The organism is Microtetraspora sp. AC03309 (assembly GCF_020826795.1).
Taxonomy (GTDB): domain Bacteria; phylum Actinomycetota; class Actinomycetes; order Streptosporangiales; family Streptosporangiaceae; genus Microtetraspora; species Microtetraspora glauca.
In genome coordinates, this window is sequence record NZ_JADDIL010000041.1 from 1 (window position 1) to 16,990 (window position 16,990).

The window sequence follows — 16,990 nt, forward strand, 5'->3', positions numbered from 1 at the left end:
GGGCGGGAGGGCCGGATGACAGCGGAGAGCGATCCGGCCGTGAGCACGCAGGAGGGTGCCGGGCTGGACGACGCCACGGCGCTTCGCCTGCTGCGCGACGGCGCGCTGGACGTGGCGGGCCGCCTGGTCGAGGCCACCAACATGACGCTCTACTGTTCGATTCGTCTGGGTGAGATCGTCGCCGCGTGCGTGTACAAGCCGGTCCGCGGCGAGCGGCCGCTGTGGGACTTCCCCGACGGCACACTGGCCGCCCGCGAGGTCGCGGCCTACGAGGTGGCGGCGGCCACCGGGTGGCGGATCGTCCCGCCGACGGTCTATCGCGACGGCCCGTTCGGGCCGGGGATGGTCCAGCTGTGGATCGACACCGACCCGGAGGCCGACCTCATCTCCCTGGTACGCGGCCGGACCCCCGCGCTGCGCCGCATGGCCGTCTTCGACGCCGTCGTCAACAACGCCGACCGCAAGGGCGGGCACCTGCTGCCGCTGCCCGACGGGCACATCTACGGCGTCGACCACGGGGTCTGCTTCTCGGTTGAGGACAAGCTCCGCACCGTGCTGTGGCAGTGGCGCGGCAAGCCCCTCTCCCGCGAGGCGGTCTCCGTCCTGGTCCATCTGGAAGGCGAGATCGACCGCGGACGCCTGGGGCGGCGCCTGCGGGAGCTCCTCACCCAGTCCGAGGTGGAGGCGACATGGGAGCGGGTCCGGCGGCTGATCGACGCCGGGACGCATCCATACCCGTCCGAGGACTGGCCGGCGGTTCCGTGGCCACCGATCTGAAACACCCCGGATACTTGTGCAAATCGCTTGAAACCATGCACTCTGCATGAGTCTCTACCGATTCTGGAGGGAACGGGCATTGTGTACGGTGATCGTCAGCGTGGACCCCGAGGCCCGCGTGCCGGTGGTTCTCGTGGGTGTCAGGGACGAGTTCGTGGCGCGGCAGTGGATGTCCCCGGCCCGGCACTGGCCGGACCACCCCGGCCTGATCGGCGGGCGTGACCTGCGGGCGGGCGGCACCTGGCTGGCCGTCGATCCGGCTTCCCGGCGGGTGGCCGCCCTGCTGAACGGGCAGGGGATCGCGGCGCCGGAGGACGTCCGCCGCTCCCGGGGCGACCTTCCGCTCCGCGCCGCCGCGGCGGGAGAGCTGCCGCGGCTGGATCTCACCTCCTACGATCCCTTCCATCTCGTCGTGGGCGGCATCGACGGCGTTCGGCTGTGGAGCTGGAACGGCGAGCGGGTGTCGGAGGAGAAGCTCCCCGCGGGCGTGCACATGATCGTCAACTGCGGCTGGGAGCAGTGCGAGGACAATCCGCGCGTCTCCTGGTTTCGGCCCCGGTTCGCGGCGGCCGCACGGCCGGCGCGGATGGGCTCCGGGTCCCCCACCAGGTTCTGGGGCGAATGGCTTCCCCTGGCGTCGGGAGACGGGCTGGCCCTGGACGATCCCCGGGCCCTGGTGTTCCGGGCGACGACCGAGGACGGCCAGATCTTCGGGTCGCTCTCGATCACGCTGATCGCCCTGGCCGACGAGGGCGTCCGCTACGACTTCTGCCCGGTTCCCGGAGATCCCTCGTCCTGGCATCAGATCGAGACGGGTGACCGGCCCCACCCGATGAAGCGTGGGAGATATGTCGGATAACCGCCCGGGTGATCCGAGCTCTCCCCGGCGCGGATAGGCTCGGTTCATGCGATCGTGGTCTGCTCCGAACATCCCCAAGCTGCCCGGTTCGGGCCTCCCTCTCCGCCTGTACGACACCGCCGCGCGTGAGGTCCGTGGGACCAGGCCGCAGAGCGAGGCCAGGATGTACGTCTGCGGCATCACGCCCTATGACGCGACCCACCTGGGGCACGCCAACACCTACCTCGCCTTCGACCTGGTGAACCGGGCGTGGCGGGACGCGGGCCACGAGGTCCACTACACCCAGAACTCCACGGACGTCGACGATCCGCTGCTGGAACGCGCCGAGGCGACGGGTGTCGACTGGCAGGAGCTCGCCGAGCGCGAGATCGAGCTCTTCCGCACCGACATGGAGGCGCTCCGCGTCGTCCCGCCCCGCGAGTACGTCGGGGTGACCGAGGTCGTCGACCAGGTCGTGGAGCTGATCGCCAGGCTCGGCGACCGGGGCGCGACCTACCGCCTCGACGACGACGTGTACTTCTCGGTGGCGGCGGCGCCCAAGTTCGGCGCGGTCTCCGGCTATTCCGAGGAGCAGATGCTGGAGCTGTTCGGCGAGCGCGGCGGCGACCCCGGCCGCGAGGGCAAGCGCCACCCGCTCGACTGGCTGCTGTGGCGTGGCCACCGTCCGGGCGAGCCGTCGTGGCCCTCTCCGTTCGGCCCGGGCCGTCCCGGCTGGCACGTCGAGTGCACGGCGATCGCGCTGGCGAACCTCGGCACCGGGTTCGACGTGGCCGGCGGCGGCTCCGACCTGATCTTCCCGCACCACGAGATGGGCGCCTGCGAGGGGCATGTGGCGACCGGCGAGTGGCCGTTCGCCCGCGCGTACGTCCACGCCGGGATGGTCGCGCTGGACGGCGAGAAGATGTCCAAGTCCAAGGGCAACCTCGTCTTCGTCTCCAAGCTGCGCCAGGTCGCCGATCCCATGGCCGTACGGCTCGCGCTGCTGGACCGGCACTACCGGTCCGACTGGGAGTGGACCCCGGACCAGCTCGCCGAGGCCGAGGCCAGGTTGGCGCGGTGGCGGTCGGCCGTCGCCCGTCCCTCGGGTCCGGACGGGCGGGCCGTGCTCGACCAGGTCAGGGAGCGGATCGCCGCCGACCTGGACGCGCCGGGAGCGCTGCAGGCGATCGACCGGTGGGCCGGCGAGGAGGGCACCGACACGGAGGCCCCGGATCTGGTGAGGGACGTCGCCGACGCGCTGCTCGGGATCGCCCTGTGACGACCGCGCGGGCGGAACCGCCGACAGTCAGCTGATTTTCAAGATTTTCTCAGGCCCGTCTCAACCTTGGCTGCTTCCGTGAGGAGTGCTATAGCGTTGATCGGAGACCGGGGGGCTCCGGGTGTGAGCCGGCTCAAAGGGGAGACACCGTGCGTGTTCGATTCCGCCGATGGGCCGGCACCGCCGCCGGTGCGACGCTTATGGGGCTGATCCTCATCGCGTGCACGCTGGGAAACGGCACGTCCAGCCGGGCGGTCTCCACGACGGAGGTCACCGCCACCGAGGCGGCGGCGACCGCGTCCACGTGGCCGGTCTTCGGGTTCACCCACACGCAGTACACCGTCGACTACGGTCGGCAGCCGGCGCTCAGGACGGTGCGCAACGCGATCGCCGAGAAGCGCGTCCTGCAGAACCAGCACATCATGGGGTTCGGCGCGCTCAACCCCGAGCCCAGTCCGGGCAAGTACGACTTCGCCAGCCTGGACGACCGGATAGAGCTGATCCGTAAGACCCGCGGCATCCCCGTCATCACGCTGTGCTGCGCGCCCGACTGGATGAAGGGCGGATCGCCGGGCGAAACCGACTGGAACCGGATCGAGGCGGCGCCGCTTCCCGGTCACTACCAGGACTTCGCCGACCTGGCGGCCAAGGTCGCCAGGAGATACCCGGACGTCACCCACTTCATCGTGTGGAACGAGCTCAAGGGTTTCTTCGACGAGGACAAGCATCGGTGGAACTACGAGGGTTACACCGACATGTACAACCGGGTCTACAAAGCGCTGAAGGACGTCAATCCGAAGATCGAGGTCGGCGGCCCCTATCCCGCGCTCGGCGGCTTCGACGCGCCGTCGGAGTTGCACGGCGACTGGGGCAACGTGGACCAGCGGGTGCTCGACGCCCTGCGTTACTGGATCAGGCACAACAAGGGCGCGGACTTCATCGTCGTCGACGGGACGTCCGAGAGCGACAAAGGGCTGGTCCCCGACGAGTTCGGCGCGCTGAAGAAGTTCTCCGCCGTCAACGGGTGGCTGCGCCGGCACACCGACCTGCCGATCTGGTGGGCGGAGTGGTACGCCGAGCCGGCCGACTCGGGCTGGCCGGAGAATAAGCGGCTCGCCGTGCACGCCGCCGCGATGATGGAGTTCGCCCGCAGCCGGACGGCCGCCGCCCTCTACTGGAGCCGCCAGGAGGAGGGCGAGGAGTGCCCCGAGGGCTGTCTGTGGACGAGTCCGCGCGCGGGCGGGGGCGGAAAGCCCACCGCGCTGCTCCGCCTCCTGCAGGAATTCGCCCGATCGTTCCCGCAGGGCACCAAGACGGTGCCGGTCGACGTCGCGCCCTCGTCCGTACTGGCGCTCGCCCAGCAGGCGCGGATCGTCGTGGTGAACACACAGGACAAAGCGGTCAAAGCCACGGTCGATGGAAAAGAGGTCGATCTGTCGCCTTATGAGGTGCGCTGGATTTCCCGCGGGTGATAATCCGCTCAGGTAGCATTTTTCAGCATGAGCGACCACAATTGGCCTTCCGTTGCGGCCGTCATCACCACTCGCGGTGACCGCGCCGACTTTCTCCGGGAGGCGATCGAGTCGATCGTCGCCCAGGACTATCCGGGTCGAATCAATGTAATGGTGGTATTCGACCGCGCCGAGCCCGACGAGAGCCTCACCGAGCTGGGAGACGGGCCGATGCGCGAGGTGCGCGTCATGCTCAGCGACCGGCCTCCCGGCTCCTCCGCGAGCAGGAACGCCGGGATCCTCGCCACCGAGTCCGACCTGGTCGGGTTCTGCGACGACGACGACTCCTGGTTGCCCGGCAAGCTCAGGAGCCAGGTCACCGCCCTGCGGTCGCGGCCCCGCGCGTTGTTCGCCTCCTGCGGGGCGATCACGACGTACGACGGATGGTCCGCGGAGTGCATGTGGTCCAAGCCGCAGATCGCGCACGCCGACCTGCTCGTCTCCCGGGTGAAGGAGGCGAACACCGACTCCTTCCTCGCCTACCGCAGCGCGCTGCTCGGCCCGATCGGACTGTTCTCCGAGGAGATCCCCGGCGGGTTCGCCGAGGACTACGAGATGCTGCTGCGCGCCGCGCGGCACTCGCCCATCGTCTACGCGCACGAGGTGGGGGTCCGGGTCCGCGGTCACGGCCGGACGTCGCACTTCACCGGGAACTGGGAGACCATCGCGTCGGCGAACGAGTGGCTGCTCGACGCCTACCCCGAGTTCAGGTCGGAGCGCCGCGGGTTCGCCCGCATCGCGGGCCAGATCAGCCTCGCCTGGGGCATGCTCGGCCGGCGCGGCACCGCCATGCGCTGGGCCGTGCGCGCCTTCCTCGCCAGCCCGCTGGAGATCCGGTCGTACGTCGTGACGGCGCTGGCGATGCGCGCGGTGAGCAGGTCGTGGGTCCAGCGCCGCCTCGACGCCATCGGGGCCACTTCCTAGGGGTACGCTCCGGAGCGCGTGTCTAGATGTGCACGCTGTCCGCGATCCGGGCGATGCCGTCGATCAGCGGCGGTATCGCCCCGATGTGCCCCGCCGTACGGACCGGGCGGATCCGCCGGACCATGGTGCGCAGCCACTTCTCCGCCGGGGCGGCGTGCAGCCGGAGCGAGCCGAACCCGTCGCCGATGCAGGCCCTGGTGAAGGCGTAGGGCCCCTGGTCGCGGTACGGATCGACCGTCACGCAGCCGTAGGTGTAACCGGCGGCCCGGACCGCGTCCAGGACGCGGACGTCGGCGGCGCCGTACGGATAGCAGATGCCGTCGGCGGGCTGGCCGGTGATGTCCCGCAGGATCTCGCGGCTGCGGGACAGCTCGTCCGCCAGTACCTGGTCGTCCAGCGTGGTCAGCGAGGTGTGGGTCAGCCCGTGGGACGCGATCTCCATCCCGGCGTCGGCGGCCTCGCGGAGGTGGTCGGCGCCCATCAGCTCCTTGCGCGGGCCGGGCTGATCCCATTTGTTGAACTGGCTGAGCAGCCCCGACACGATGTACAGGCTCGCGGTGAAGTCGTACCGCCGGAGGATCGGGAGCGCCTGCTCCATGAAATCGACGTAACCGTCGTCGAACGTGAGCGCGATCATGCCGCTCGGGTCGTCGGCGGAGAGCAGCTCCCGCATCGTGACACCGCGTTTGTCCTGCTTGTAGATCCATCTGATCTGCGACTCGAAATTCTCCGGAGTGACAGTCAGGGTGTAGGGATCGTACGTGTAGTGATCGATTGAGTGGTACATCCAGATCGCAGGCACGCAAGAAGTCTAGAGAATTCATTTACTCGGCCTTCGAGTTCGTGATCGCATCGTGACCAGGATGCTTCGCGGCGAAAGCCGCACGTTCCCGCAAACCCCATGAATAACAGGGTGCGCTGCTACGATCACGGTCATGAGCGAACAGCGCCTGCCTTCGGTGGCGGCTGTCATCTGCACTCGAGGGGACCGTGCCGAGCTCCTGCGGGAGGCGGTGGACTCGATCGTTCATCAGGATTACGCGGGCCCGATCACCATCATGGTGGTGTTCGACCGCGCCGTGCCCGACGAGAGCCTCACCGAGCTGGGAGACGGGCCGACGCGCGAGGTGCGCGTCATGCTCAGCGACCGGCCCGCAGGCTCCTCGGCCTGCAGGAACGCCGGGATCCTCGCCACCGAGTCCGACCTGGTCGGGTTCTGCGACGACGACGACTCCTGGTTGCCCGGCAAGCTGACCGCGCAGGTGGCCGAGCTCGTACGGCGTCCCGAGGCGGGGTCCGTGGCCTGCGGCGCCGTCACGATCCACGACGGCTGGACCTCCGAGTGCGTCTGGGACAAACCGGAGATCACGTTCTCCGACCTGCTGCGCTCCCGGGTGAAGGAGGCCTCGCCCTCCTCGTTCGTGGTCCGCCGTGAGCTGCTGCTCGGCTCCGTGGGGATGTTCTCCGAGGAGATCCCCGGCGGGTTCGCGGAGGACTACGAGATCCTGCTGCGCATGGCGGGGCATTCCCCCGTGGTGTACGTGCGCCAGGTCGGGGTGCAGGTCCGGGTGCAGGGGCGCACCTCGCACTTCACCGGCAACTGGGCGGTCATCGCCGAGGCGCTGGAGTGGCTGCTCGCCGAATACCCCGCGTTCTCGGGGGTGCGCCGGGGGTATGCCAGGCTGGCCGGGCAGATCGCCCTGTCCAAGGGGATGCTGGGTGAGCGGAGGGAGTCGCTGCGCTGGGCCTCCCGGGCGTTTCGCGCCAGCCCGCTCGAGATCCGCTCCTACGTGGTCGCGGCGATGGCCCTGCACGCGGTCAGCCGGTCCTGGGTGCTCGCGCGGCTCACCGCCGCCGGCGCCACCAGCTGAACCGGCGTCATCCCGTTCTCCCGCTCATCCCGCCGACTCCGTCGCGCCGCCCTCGCCGCGCGGCTGCGCCGCGGTCTTCCCGCGCAGGTTCCCGTAACGTCGAAGCACCCGGTCCGCGATGCCGTACAGGCGGGGCCGGTCCAGGATGTACTGCTTCGCCCCGCGCATCGGTGAGTTCCTGACCCAGTGCAACGCGGCGCCCGCCGAGCGGCGGCGGACGCACCCCTCGCCCACCATGTGGCCGCTCGTCCGCAGGTTCTGCTTGTAGTCGTCGCCCTTGCTGACGCTCCAGTCCATCTGGGTGATCCCGTCCTGCGCCGCGGCCTTGGCCATCAGCAGGTGCTGGACGAGCCCGGGGGAGTACTTGGAGTACTCGGCGTCGTACGCGGGGAACCAGCCGGCGAGGAGCGGGCCCGAGCGCAGGCCGATGTGCCCGGCGATCGGCGCGTCCCCGGCGTACAGCATGGTCAGCAGCCCGGCGCAGCCCGGCGCCCGGCTGGCGTGCAGCCGCTCGACCAGCTCCACCACCCATGGCTGCCCGAACCGGTCCTGACGGCCGATCCGGCGGTACTGGCTCGACTTCCACCGCATCAGCGTGCGCAGGTCGCCGATGTCGGCGCTGTGCAGTTCCACCCGCAGCGGCCCGACGTCGCGGCCGAGCTTGCGCTCGCGGTAGAGGCCCATCTTCAGCGTGCGGGGGGCGTTGGCCTTCACCTTCGCGAGGTAGTCGTCGTAGCCGCCGCCCACGTCGATGAGCACCGACTCCGCCTCGACGGCCGCGAACGGGGCGAACCAGGGCTGCCCGCCGACCAGGAACTCGAACTCCCAGACGTTCAACCGGGAGCCGCGGAGCAGCGCCGCCGGGTCGAACCCCGCCCCGGGCCGGTGGACGACCCCCTGCGCCAGCGAGACCCAGCCGGCGATCGGCCTGCCCACCCCGAGCGGGCGCCGTTCGAAGGGGAAGAAGCCGACGGTCTCGTTCCCCTCGGTGAGCACCGCGACGAACGCGTCGTCCCGCACCTCGCCGACGGCCATGGTGAATTCCGGGGACAGAAACGGGCTGGCCAAATGAGGTTGGGAGTCCTGCATCGACCGCCATTCCGCCTGTTCGCCGGGGCCGAGCTCATGGGGGCGGATGACCGAGATCTGCATGAGATCCTTTCGCGGCGGGGGGAATGCCCATTGTAGGGCGCCAGAATGCCGCGATGTGGGATCCTTTGGGAGTGAAGCTCATCGCTGATCTCGACATCGCGAAGCTGGACTTCTGGGAGCGGCCCGTCTCCGAGCGGCACGAGGCTTTCGCGTGGCTCAGGGAGCAGGAGCGTCCTTTGTTCTTCGCCCAGCCCAAGGTTCCCTTGGCGCGCGCGGGCAAGGGTTTCTACGCACTGGTACGCCACGCGGACGTGACCGAGGCGAGCAGGAACGGCGCGGTATTCGCCAACAGTCCAGCGGTTACTAATCCAGAACCACCCAAATGGGTGAAATACATCTATGGCGACTCCTTGGAGAACAAGGACGCGCCCGAACACACCCGGTTGCGGCGCATCGTCTCCAGGGCTTTCGCCCCCCGGATGATGGCGCGGCTGGAAGAGCACATGCGGCGTCGCGCGGAGGAGGCCGTGTCGGCCCTCGCCGCCGCCGGTCCCGGCGACTTCGTCGAGTTGGTCACGCAGACGTACACCACCCATGTCGTCTGCGACCTGCTGGGCATCCCGGACGCCGACCGCCCGCAGGTCCTGCGCTGGGTACGCGACACGGTGGAGTACCAGGCGGTACGCAGCGATCCCAAGGGCATGCTGCGGCACGCGGCGAAGAACACCAGGGCCACCTTCGGCCTGCGCAACCTGGTGATCCGGCTGGGCAGGGAGCGCAGGAAGGAGCCCGGCGACGACGTCATCTCGGCCTTGGCGGGCGCCGACGTCGAGGGCGAGCGGCTGACCGGCATGGAGCTGGGCGCGTTCTTCCTGCTCCTCGTGGTGGCCGGCATCGACACCCCCGGGCACACCATGTCACACGCCCTCGCGCTGCTCAGCGAGCATCCCGACCAGCGCGAGCTGCTGCTCTCGGACTACGACAGGTACATGCCGGGCGCCGTGGACGAGATCGTGCGGTACGCCTCGCCCATCACGCAGCTCCAGCGGACCGTCACCGCGGAGTACGAGCTGCGCGGGCAGCGGCTGGCGCCCGGAGACAAGGTGGTGCTCTTCTACAACTCGGCGAACAGGGACGAGCGGGTCTTCACCGACCCCGGCGTCTTCGACATCTCGCGGGGCCCCAACGCGCACGTCGCCTTCGGTGGTCCGGGCGCCCACTACTGCCTGGGCGCCCATCTGGCCAAGCGCGAGCTGACCGTGCTCTTCCAGGAACTGTTCACCCGCCTGCCGGACGTCCGGCTCGCCGCGCCCCCCGAGCCCATGGTGTCCACGTTCAACAACGCGATCAGGCGGCTGCCCGTCACGTTTTCGTGAGCCGCGCGTAGCCCTTGAGCACGCGGTCCGCCTTGTCGCGCAGGAAAGGGTTGGCCAGCACCGTGTTGCGGAGCGTCCGTACGGGCGTGCTGGCCAGCCAGTGCAGACCCGCGGCCGGTGAGAGGCGGGCCACCCGGCCCTCGGCCACCTCCAGGTCGTGGGTCTTGAGCTTCTCCTTGTAGTCCTTCTCGCCCCGGCCCATGTCGATCAGCGTCAGCCCCGTCGCGGCGAAGTCCCTGGCGATGTCCAGGTGCATGACCATGCCGGGGGAGTACCGCGCGTACTCCACGTCGTAGGTGGGGAACCACATGCACAGCCGGCTCCCCGTGCGCACGCCGAAGTGCCCGGCGATCAACCGCTCCCCGGCGTACAGCAGGGACAGGCTGCCGGCGAACCGGTCGGTGCGGATCGCGTGCAGCCGCTCCACGAGCTCGACGATCCACGGATGCGCGAACCGGTCCATGCGGCCGGTGCGGCGGTACTGGGCCGACTTCCAGGCGAGCAGTTCGCGCAGCGCCGCGCCGTCGGAGGACTCGGCGACGTGCCGGACCTCGCCCACCTCCCGGCCGAGCCGTCCCCGCTGGTAGCGCGTCATCTTGTGCGTCTTGGGGGAGCGCCGCCGCAGCGTGGCGAGGTAGGCGTCGAACCCGTCGCCGATGTCGATGGCGGGCGAGGGGAAACGGGCGGAGTGATGGGGGACGAACATCGGCTGCCCGACGTGGAGGTGGTCGAACTCCCAGGTGGCGAGGCCACTCGCGCGCAGCAACCGGGTGGCGTCGATTTCGAGGCCCTGGGCGTACACCATGCCCTGGAGATCGGTGAGGCCCGCGCCGACCGGCCGCCCGATGCCCAGGCGGTGTTTCTCGAACGGAAAGAATCCCGCGATTCCGGAACCGTCGCTCACGACGGCGACGCGCACGTATGGGCGAAGGCTCCCGACGGTCTGGACGAACTCGGGGGAGAGAAAGGGATTGTCCTGCTCCGGATCCGCGTCCTGGAACTTTCGCCATCGGTCGAGTTCCGGCTCACCGAGGTCGTTGGGGTGGATCACAGAAATCTGCACCACGCCATAATCTCGCTTTAAACCCGATAAGCGACCCCAAACGCCCGCAAGGGCCATCTCGCATCGATATTCTTTCGCGCGTGGGACGGCATTCGAGTGGTATCGCGCTGCCTCGTTGGCCGCTTGCCCTCGGCCTGATTGTGATCATGGTCGCCGCGATGGCCGCGATTCTGGGAGGAGCCGCCGCCCGGCGCTCCGGCGCCAAGCCCACGCCGCGCCCGGCCGTGGCGGTGGCGCCGCTGTCCTTCGACCAGGCGCGTACGCCGGAACGATGGCCCCGGTGGGGGATGACGCACACGCAGTACAGCGTCACCGAGGACGGGCCCGCGGCGGCGGAACGGGCGCGTGAGGCGCTCGGCGCGCGGGCCGTGGTGCAGAACCAGCACATCATGGGGTTCGGGGCGGGCAATCCGGAGCCGAAGCCGGGAGAGTACGACTTCTCCTCGCTCGACGAGCGGGTCAGGCTCATGGTGGAGACCGGAGCCGCTCCTGTCATCACCCTCTGCTGCGCTCCCGACTGGATGAAGGGCGGGCGTTCCGGCGACACCGACTGGAGCCTGCTGGAGATCGCGCCGCGCCACGAGCACTTCCCCGACTTCGCCCGGCTCGCCGCCGCCATGGCCCGGCGCTACCCGAACGTTCGCCACTTCATCGTGTGGAACGAGTTCAAGGGGTTCTGGGACGGCCCGCGCCGGGAGTGGAACGCCGCCGCCTACACCGAGCTCTACAACCAGGTGTACGACGCGCTCAAGGCGGTGAACCCGGAGATCAAGGTGGGCGGGCCCTACGTGCCGGTGGCCAGCCGGGCCGGGGACGCGGCCGCCTCCGAGGTCGCGGGGCCCTGGGGCTCGGTGGACCGCAAGGTGCTGAAGGCCGTGGACTACTGGCTGCGCCACAAGCGGGGCGCGGACTTCGTCGTGGTGGACGGCGGGGTGACCTCCGAGGACGGGCGGGCTCGGCCGGACGAGTTCACCGCGCTCGGCAAATTCGGCGCGATGACCAGGTGGCTGCGCGGACACTCCGACCTGCCCGTGTGGTGGGCCGAGTTCTATCCCCTGCCCTGCGCCTCCCTGGAGCCCGGCGGCTCGTGCCCGGCGCTCACCTGGGACGAGCGGCGCCGTACGGCGGTGACGGCGGTCGCGCTGATCGAGCTGGCGGAGAGCGGCGCGGACACCGCGCTCTACTGGGACACGCATCGGCCGAAGACCCGGGACTGCCCGCTGTGCCTGTGGTCCGGCGACGACGGCGCGCCCACGGAGTCCCTGGCGTTGCTCCAGGACTTCGCCCGCTGGTTCCCCGAAGGGACGGAGCTTGTCGCGGTGGACGTCTCCGTCCCCCAGGTGCGCGTGCTGGCGCGGGACGGCCGGATGGTCGTCGTGAACACCACGGACGGCAGGCTCGCGGCGCGCGTGGACGGCGGCGCCGTGACGCTGGAGCCGTACGAGGTGCGCTGGATGGACCGCTGACGGTCACAACCCGAGGCTGACGAAGCGCTCGACCACGACGGCCACCGCGATCACCAGCAGGACGACCGAGACCTGGAGGAGCCGGCGGCGGGCCCGCGTCCGGGGCGATCCGGAGAGCCGCATCGTCTCGGCCGCGATCAGGGTGCCGATGAACAGGACGGCGGCGGCGACGCCCACCGGGGTCCACGTCGTGACGCCCGGCGGTGTCACGGTGAGGTCGGGCGCGGGCGGCACGGAGCCCGCCGGCGGGCGGCGCAGCGCGTACACCGCGGCGTCCTCGTCGGAGTACAGCGTGACCAGGTCGGGTGAGGCGGCCATCGCGGCGCGGATCCGGACGCCCCAGCCAGGGGTGAACCCGCTGCCGAGCGGGTCGGTGACCTCCATCATGGTCTCCTGGTTACGCGCGGCGAGGAGGAACGAGCCGGGCCCCGTCTCGCGCAGCGCCGCCACGATCGGCGCGGTGTCGGACGGATCGACCGGCGCCGAGACGCCCAGCCACTCGATCCGCTCGACGTGCTTCTCCCGCCAGGGGATCACGCTGTAGGCGAGGTCTCCGGTGACGGTGCCGGGCTTCTCCTCCATGGGGGTCAGCATCAGGACGCGCGCGCTCGGCTTGTCATGGGCGTAGATGTAGTCGAGCGCCGCGATCTCGCCAGTGGAGACGCGCTCGAACTGCTCGTTGCCGTACTTGGCGACGTAGAAGCCGCCGGCGAGGGCGAGGGCGGTCACGAAGGCGAGCACCATCGGCAGCCGCGCCCGGAGCCGCACCAGGACGGAGCGGGCGACCCGGCCCTCGCGTACCTCGCGCAGCCGCACGCTGTCCGGCGAGTTGGGGAAGAACGCGTACGCGGCGAGCAGGCAGGCTCCCGGCAGCATGAAGAAGTAGACACGCAGCCCCATCTCGCCGCCGTAGCTCTGCATGGCCATGGCCGACACCGGCATGACCGTCAGCACCAGGGCGACCCGGTCGATCACCTTGCGGCGCAGCCGCCGCAGCAGGCCGATCCCGGCGAGCAGCGCGAGCACCCCGGCGAAGCCGAGCCGCACCTTCAGGACGACGGAGTGCAGCGGGTCTCCGGTGGAGGCGGCGATCCGGCCGGTGGTGTTCGAGCTCAGGTTGCTCACGAGTGACCCGAACGCGCCGAACATGTCCCCCAGATGGCCCGCCCAGTACGGCGTGGCCAGGTAGCTCACCCAGGCGACGGCCAGGGCGCCGACCAGCCAGGGCAGCGTGCCGAGGGAGCAGCGCCGTACGATCACCAGACCGAGGCAGGCCGAGGCCATCATGAACGGCGTGATCTGGTGGCTGGCGGTGGCGGCGGCGCCCAGCAGGATCAGCACCAGGAACAGCACGATCCGGGTCATCGAGTCGGCGGGGCGGGACGTGAACTCGCCGGGATCCGCCTCGTCGAGGCGGCGGACCAGGCGGCCGAGCAGGCTCCTCGGCGTCCTGCCGGTGTCGGCGCGTTCCTCGCGGCCGAACCAGGTGAGCAGGATCGCCAGGAACAGCAGGTACATGAGGTACGTGGTGCCCTGCGGGGAGAAGTAGTCCTGGCCGATCCACTGGAGGGTGACGAACAGGATCGCGGCCAGCCACTTCGCCCGCCGGTCGGCCCGCATCCTGCGCAGGATCAGCAGGAGAGGGATGAGGTAGAGGACGTTCGAGGCGACGGGGTACCAGTTCATGAACTGGCGCAGGTCGTCCATGCCGAGCGCGCTGCCGACGAAGGCGAACAGCGTGAAGAACCCGGGCCAGCTGAAGCGGGCGTCCAGCCCGGGAAGGGTCTCCCCGCTCCTGGCGATGAACTCCACGAACCCGGCGTGCAGCCACGCCGTCGGAAAGCGGGGCTCCGGGGAGACGAGCGCCGAGGCGCCGTGCAGGCAGAAGGCGATGGCGAAGAGCTGCAGGAGCAGCAGGACCGGACGGTAACGACGCTGCGAGAGCGTCACGAAGAACGACGCGACCAGCAGCGCCAGGCCGCCGAGCGCCGCGGGGGGGAGCACGGAGATCAGGCCGAGGCCGTTCATCCGGTCGAGATCGACACCCGTCAGCCGGCTCGGCGGGGCGACCATCGCGAACACGAAGATCGCGAACCCCTCCACCGCCAGCACCGGCAGCACCCACCGCCTCGCCCGCTCGGGCCAGCCGGACGGCGCGCCGTCCGAAGAGGTCGCCCGCATGGGCGCGAGGAGGTGGCTGACGCGGTCGCCGATCGTGGTCACGAAGACCATCATGCGGGAGACGGGGTCCGTCGCGGCGCGCCCCGGAACGATCAGCGCGCGCAGGAGCGAGGGCGCGATCGCGATCGCCACCGCGAGCTGGGCGACGAGGACGGCCACGCCGACGCCGTAGATCCCGAGCCGGGGCAGCAGCAGGAAGGTGCCGCTGAACGCGAGGGCGCACATCGCGCCCTGCACGACGGCGAGGGTCCTGACGCGGCTGCGCGCCCGGAGGACGCCGATGTAGATCTCGATCACGGCCCGGGGCAGCGCGGCCAGCGCGATGAGCCGCAGCAGGCCGGTGGCGTGCTCCGCGTGCCCCGGCCCGAAGACCGCCATGATGTACGGCGCCAGCACGACGGTGGCGAGCACGGCCGGACCGAGGACCATGAACGCGCGGGCGAGGGCGCGACGGCCGTGCTGGGCGAGCATGGCCGTGTCGAAGACGCTCTCCACGGTCAGCGAGGTGGCCATCGTGAAGGCCAGCATCTCCAGGATGCCGCCCAGCATCCCGGTGCTGTAGTAGTAGTTGTACGTCGTCGCGTCGACATGGACGCCCACGATCACGGGCAGCAGGTACGTGATCGCGAGGATGAACGTGGAGCCCAGATAGTCGCCCGCGAGGAAGCGGCCGACCGCGCGCACCGTGGGCGGTGTCCGGTCCGCGGTGTCGCGCGCGTGCTTCGGGACGAGCCTGCGGAACATCAACAGGTTGACCGGCAGCACGGAGATCGCGACCGCGACCACCCAGGACACCGTGATCCCCTGCCGGGGCAGGATCCAGGACAGCGCGACCAGCAGCACGATCTTGACCAGGCTGGACCCGATCGTGCTGAAGGGGACCCAGGTGGCCTTCCGCAAGCCGGTCAGGGCGACGTCCTGGAGGGTGAAGACCACCCAGACCAGGACCGCGCCCGCGAACAGCGCCCCCGGGCCGAACCCGGCCAGGTCGCGGTAGTTGTCCCCCCACCGGTCCAGGGTGAGCAGGAACACCACGGTCGCCAGGCCGGCGGCGGCGAGGGAGACCAGGTAGACCGAGCGGATGAACCGGCCGGTGGCACGGCCGGTGTCCGGGACGAACCGCGTCAGGGTGCCGACGAAGCCGAACGACGTGATCGCCGCGAGGAGGCGCATCGCCCCGATCACCGCCATCGCGCGGCCGCCGTTCGCGGTGTCGTACAAGCGGGCCGCGAGCACCCAGTAGACCAGGCCGAGCGCGCCGGATCCGGCCGCGCTCACCATGAGCGCGTACGCGTTGCGCAGGAGGGGGTCGCGCAGGCCGAGGGTGAAGCGTCCGCGGGGCGTGCGCCCCGGATCCTCCCGCGTCACGTCGTCGGGCGTCGTGCGGGGGAGGATCTCAGTCACGGGCTCGCTTCCAGCGGTACAGCGGGCACTCCCACGTCGGGCCGGTCAACGGGAACGCGTCGTGCCGAGCCGGGCGGCAGGACCCACGTGATTGTCCGGCAGGACACCGCCGCGCCGCAACCGGTACCGCGAAGCGACGAGACCTCCGGAACGATCACGCGGCCCCCTGGTCCGCCGCGGCGGGTGGGGCCTGGGCGGACGTCCGGTTCGGTACGGGCGCCCCGCCGCCGCGCTCGCGCACGATGGTCTTGAGCACCCGCCATCCGTCCCGGATCGCGCGCAGGTTGCTCGCGCCGTGGATGCGGTTGCGTTCGTGGCTGGGGATCTCGTGCACCCGCAGCCCGGCCTTGGCGGCGCGGATGTTCATGAGCGTCTCGACCTCGAAACCGTCGCAGTCGAGGCCGAGGGCGTCGAGGTGGCGGGCCCAGAAAGCGTTGTAGCCGTAGCACAGGTCGGTGTAGCGGGTGCCGTACAGCCGGTTGACCAGGGTGCTGAGCACGAAGTTGCCGAACCGCCTGCAGAGCGTGATGTCGTCGCTCCCGCCGCCGCTGGCGAACCGCGACCCCTTGGCGTAGTCGGCGCCCGCGACCAGCGCGCCGACGAACCTGATGATCTCCCGCCCGTCGGTGGAGCCGTCCGCGTCGATCATCACGATGATGTCGCCCGTGCAGGCGGCGAATCCGGCGGCCAGCGCGTCGCCCTTGCCCTTGCCGCTCTGCTGGACCACCCGCAGGCCGGGCCGCAGCCGCCGGGCCACCGCGACGGTGTCGTCCGTCGAGTTGCCGTCGACGAGCACGACCTCGCTCACCCAGCGGGGAAGGGTCGCGAAGACGTGCGGGAGGTTCTCCGCCTCGTTGAGAGCGGGCACGACGACACTAACGCGCGGAGAGATCGCCATATCGGGCGTTAGGCGGATAAAACCGTCACTGGACGACTTGTGAGTGAGTGTCGTTAAATGTGAACGGGAGAGAGATTTGGTGCTCTCGGGGTTCATGTTATGTGGATCCTCCGGGGGCATTCGGGGCATGGTGCTGGCGGCGTCGTCGGCGCGGGGGCACGTTGCCCGTCGCTATCAGCGAGGACGTTGGAACGTACTGGATAGGTCTCGCGACGGCCCGGTTCGGTTGGCAGGACGACCGAAAATCCGCCGAAAAACGAGGGCTACGTTACATTCCTGATCTATGTCCCGGGTGGCCGATGACGAGGTA

General features: G+C 70.1%; 13 protein-coding genes. 8 read left to right on the plus strand and 5 right to left on the minus strand.

The genetic code is table 11. The annotated features are described in order from the left end of the window. Positions 1-15 precede the first annotated feature (15 nt). The 5 genes from IMZ11_RS23655 to IMZ11_RS23675 all read left to right on the plus strand — a co-directional run bounded on the left by IMZ11_RS23655 (position 16) and on the right by IMZ11_RS23675 (position 5,329). On the plus strand, positions 16-777 hold the full coding sequence (locus tag IMZ11_RS23655; protein ID WP_228644584.1) for an SCO1664 family protein: 762 nt from the start codon (positions 16-18) through the stop codon (positions 775-777). Between the two features lie 46 nt (positions 778-823). Next, positions 824-1,636, plus strand: a complete 813-nt coding sequence (locus tag IMZ11_RS23660; protein ID WP_228644538.1) for an NRDE family protein — start codon at positions 824-826, stop codon at positions 1,634-1,636. Between the two features lie 46 nt (positions 1,637-1,682). Then, a complete protein-coding gene (mshC, locus tag IMZ11_RS23665) occupies positions 1,683-2,894 on the plus strand; it encodes a cysteine--1-D-myo-inosityl 2-amino-2-deoxy-alpha-D-glucopyranoside ligase (protein WP_228644539.1) in 1,212 nt (403 codons plus the stop codon). A 149-nt stretch (positions 2,895-3,043) separates the two neighbouring features. Beyond that, positions 3,044-4,366: a xylan 1,4-beta-xylosidase gene (locus IMZ11_RS23670; protein ID WP_228644540.1), complete on the plus strand. Its 1,323-nt coding sequence runs from the start codon at positions 3,044-3,046 to the stop codon at positions 4,364-4,366. A 27-nt stretch (positions 4,367-4,393) separates the two neighbouring features. Further along, positions 4,394-5,329, plus strand: a complete 936-nt coding sequence (locus IMZ11_RS23675) for a glycosyltransferase family 2 protein (RefSeq protein ID WP_061255634.1) — start codon at positions 4,394-4,396, stop codon at positions 5,327-5,329. Between the two features lie 22 nt (positions 5,330-5,351). Here IMZ11_RS23675 and IMZ11_RS23680 read toward each other — a convergent pair whose 3' ends face one another. Continuing rightward, positions 5,352-6,131 carry a polysaccharide deacetylase family protein gene (locus IMZ11_RS23680; RefSeq protein ID WP_228644541.1) on the minus strand — a complete coding sequence of 260 codons (780 nt, stop codon included), beginning with the start codon at positions 6,129-6,131 and terminating at the stop codon, positions 5,352-5,354. A 133-nt stretch (positions 6,132-6,264) separates the two neighbouring features. Here IMZ11_RS23680 and IMZ11_RS23685 point away from each other — a divergent pair, with 133 nt between their 5' ends. Beyond that, entirely contained in the window at positions 6,265-7,200 is a 936-nt protein-coding gene (locus IMZ11_RS23685) for a glycosyltransferase family A protein (RefSeq protein ID WP_228644542.1), read from the plus strand. Between the two features lie 24 nt (positions 7,201-7,224). On the opposite strand, the gene IMZ11_RS23690 is transcribed toward IMZ11_RS23685, so the two are convergent. Then, on the minus strand, positions 7,225-8,352 hold the full coding sequence (locus tag IMZ11_RS23690) for a GNAT family N-acetyltransferase (RefSeq protein ID WP_228644543.1): 1,128 nt from the start codon (positions 8,350-8,352) through the stop codon (positions 7,225-7,227). A 53-nt stretch (positions 8,353-8,405) separates the two neighbouring features. Between IMZ11_RS23690 and IMZ11_RS23695 the strand changes: the two genes are divergently transcribed. Further along, on the plus strand, positions 8,406-9,668 hold the full coding sequence (locus IMZ11_RS23695) for a cytochrome P450 (RefSeq protein ID WP_228644544.1): 1,263 nt from the start codon (positions 8,406-8,408) through the stop codon (positions 9,666-9,668). Here the strand turns inward: IMZ11_RS23695 and IMZ11_RS46290 are convergent. Further along, positions 9,655-10,731 (minus strand): GNAT family N-acetyltransferase, encoded by a 1,077-nt coding sequence (locus tag IMZ11_RS46290; RefSeq protein WP_228644545.1) that lies wholly within the window; start codon positions 10,729-10,731, stop codon positions 9,655-9,657. The genes IMZ11_RS23695 and IMZ11_RS46290 overlap by 14 nt on opposite strands. 158 nt (positions 10,732-10,889) lie before the next feature. On the opposite strand from IMZ11_RS46290, the gene IMZ11_RS23705 reads away from it, so the two are divergent. Further along, positions 10,890-12,197, plus strand: coding sequence for a xylan 1,4-beta-xylosidase (locus IMZ11_RS23705; protein ID WP_228644546.1), 1,308 nt, complete (start codon positions 10,890-10,892; stop codon positions 12,195-12,197). A gap of 3 nt (positions 12,198-12,200) precedes the next feature. Here IMZ11_RS23705 and IMZ11_RS23710 read toward each other — a convergent pair whose 3' ends face one another. Beyond that, positions 12,201-15,782 carry a lipopolysaccharide biosynthesis protein gene (locus IMZ11_RS23710; protein ID WP_228644547.1) on the minus strand — a complete coding sequence of 1,194 codons (3,582 nt, stop codon included), beginning with the start codon at positions 15,780-15,782 and terminating at the stop codon, positions 12,201-12,203. Between the two features lie 154 nt (positions 15,783-15,936). Next, complete coding sequence (locus tag IMZ11_RS23715) at positions 15,937-16,809, minus strand: glycosyltransferase family 2 protein (protein ID WP_308066835.1); 873 nt, start codon at positions 16,807-16,809, stop codon at positions 15,937-15,939. Positions 16,810-16,990 lie beyond the last annotated feature (181 nt).

Excerpts from the sequence above, each read along its gene's own strand:
- IMZ11_RS23655 (WP_228644584.1), top strand. The coding sequence starts at position 16 with ATGACAGCGGAGAGCGATCCGGCCGTGAGCACGCAGGAGGGTGCCGGG.
- IMZ11_RS23660 (WP_228644538.1), top strand. The coding sequence starts at position 824 with ATGAGTCTCTACCGATTCTGGAGGGAACGGGCATTGTGTACGGTGATC.
- mshC (WP_228644539.1), top strand. The coding sequence starts at position 1,683 with ATGCGATCGTGGTCTGCTCCGAACATCCCCAAGCTGCCCGGTTCGGGC.
- IMZ11_RS23675 (WP_061255634.1), top strand. The coding sequence starts at position 4,394 with ATGAGCGACCACAATTGGCCTTCCGTTGCGGCCGTCATCACCACTCGC.
- IMZ11_RS23685 (WP_228644542.1), top strand. The coding sequence starts at position 6,265 with ATGAGCGAACAGCGCCTGCCTTCGGTGGCGGCTGTCATCTGCACTCGA.
- IMZ11_RS23690 (WP_228644543.1), bottom strand. The coding sequence starts at position 8,352 with ATGCAGATCTCGGTCATCCGCCCCCATGAGCTCGGCCCCGGCGAACAG.
- IMZ11_RS23695 (WP_228644544.1), top strand. The coding sequence starts at position 8,406 with ATGTGGGATCCTTTGGGAGTGAAGCTCATCGCTGATCTCGACATCGCG.
- IMZ11_RS23705 (WP_228644546.1), top strand. The coding sequence starts at position 10,890 with ATGGCCGCGATTCTGGGAGGAGCCGCCGCCCGGCGCTCCGGCGCCAAG.
- IMZ11_RS23715 (WP_308066835.1), bottom strand. The coding sequence starts at position 16,809 with ATGCCCCGAATGCCCCCGGAGGATCCACATAACATGAACCCCGAGAGC.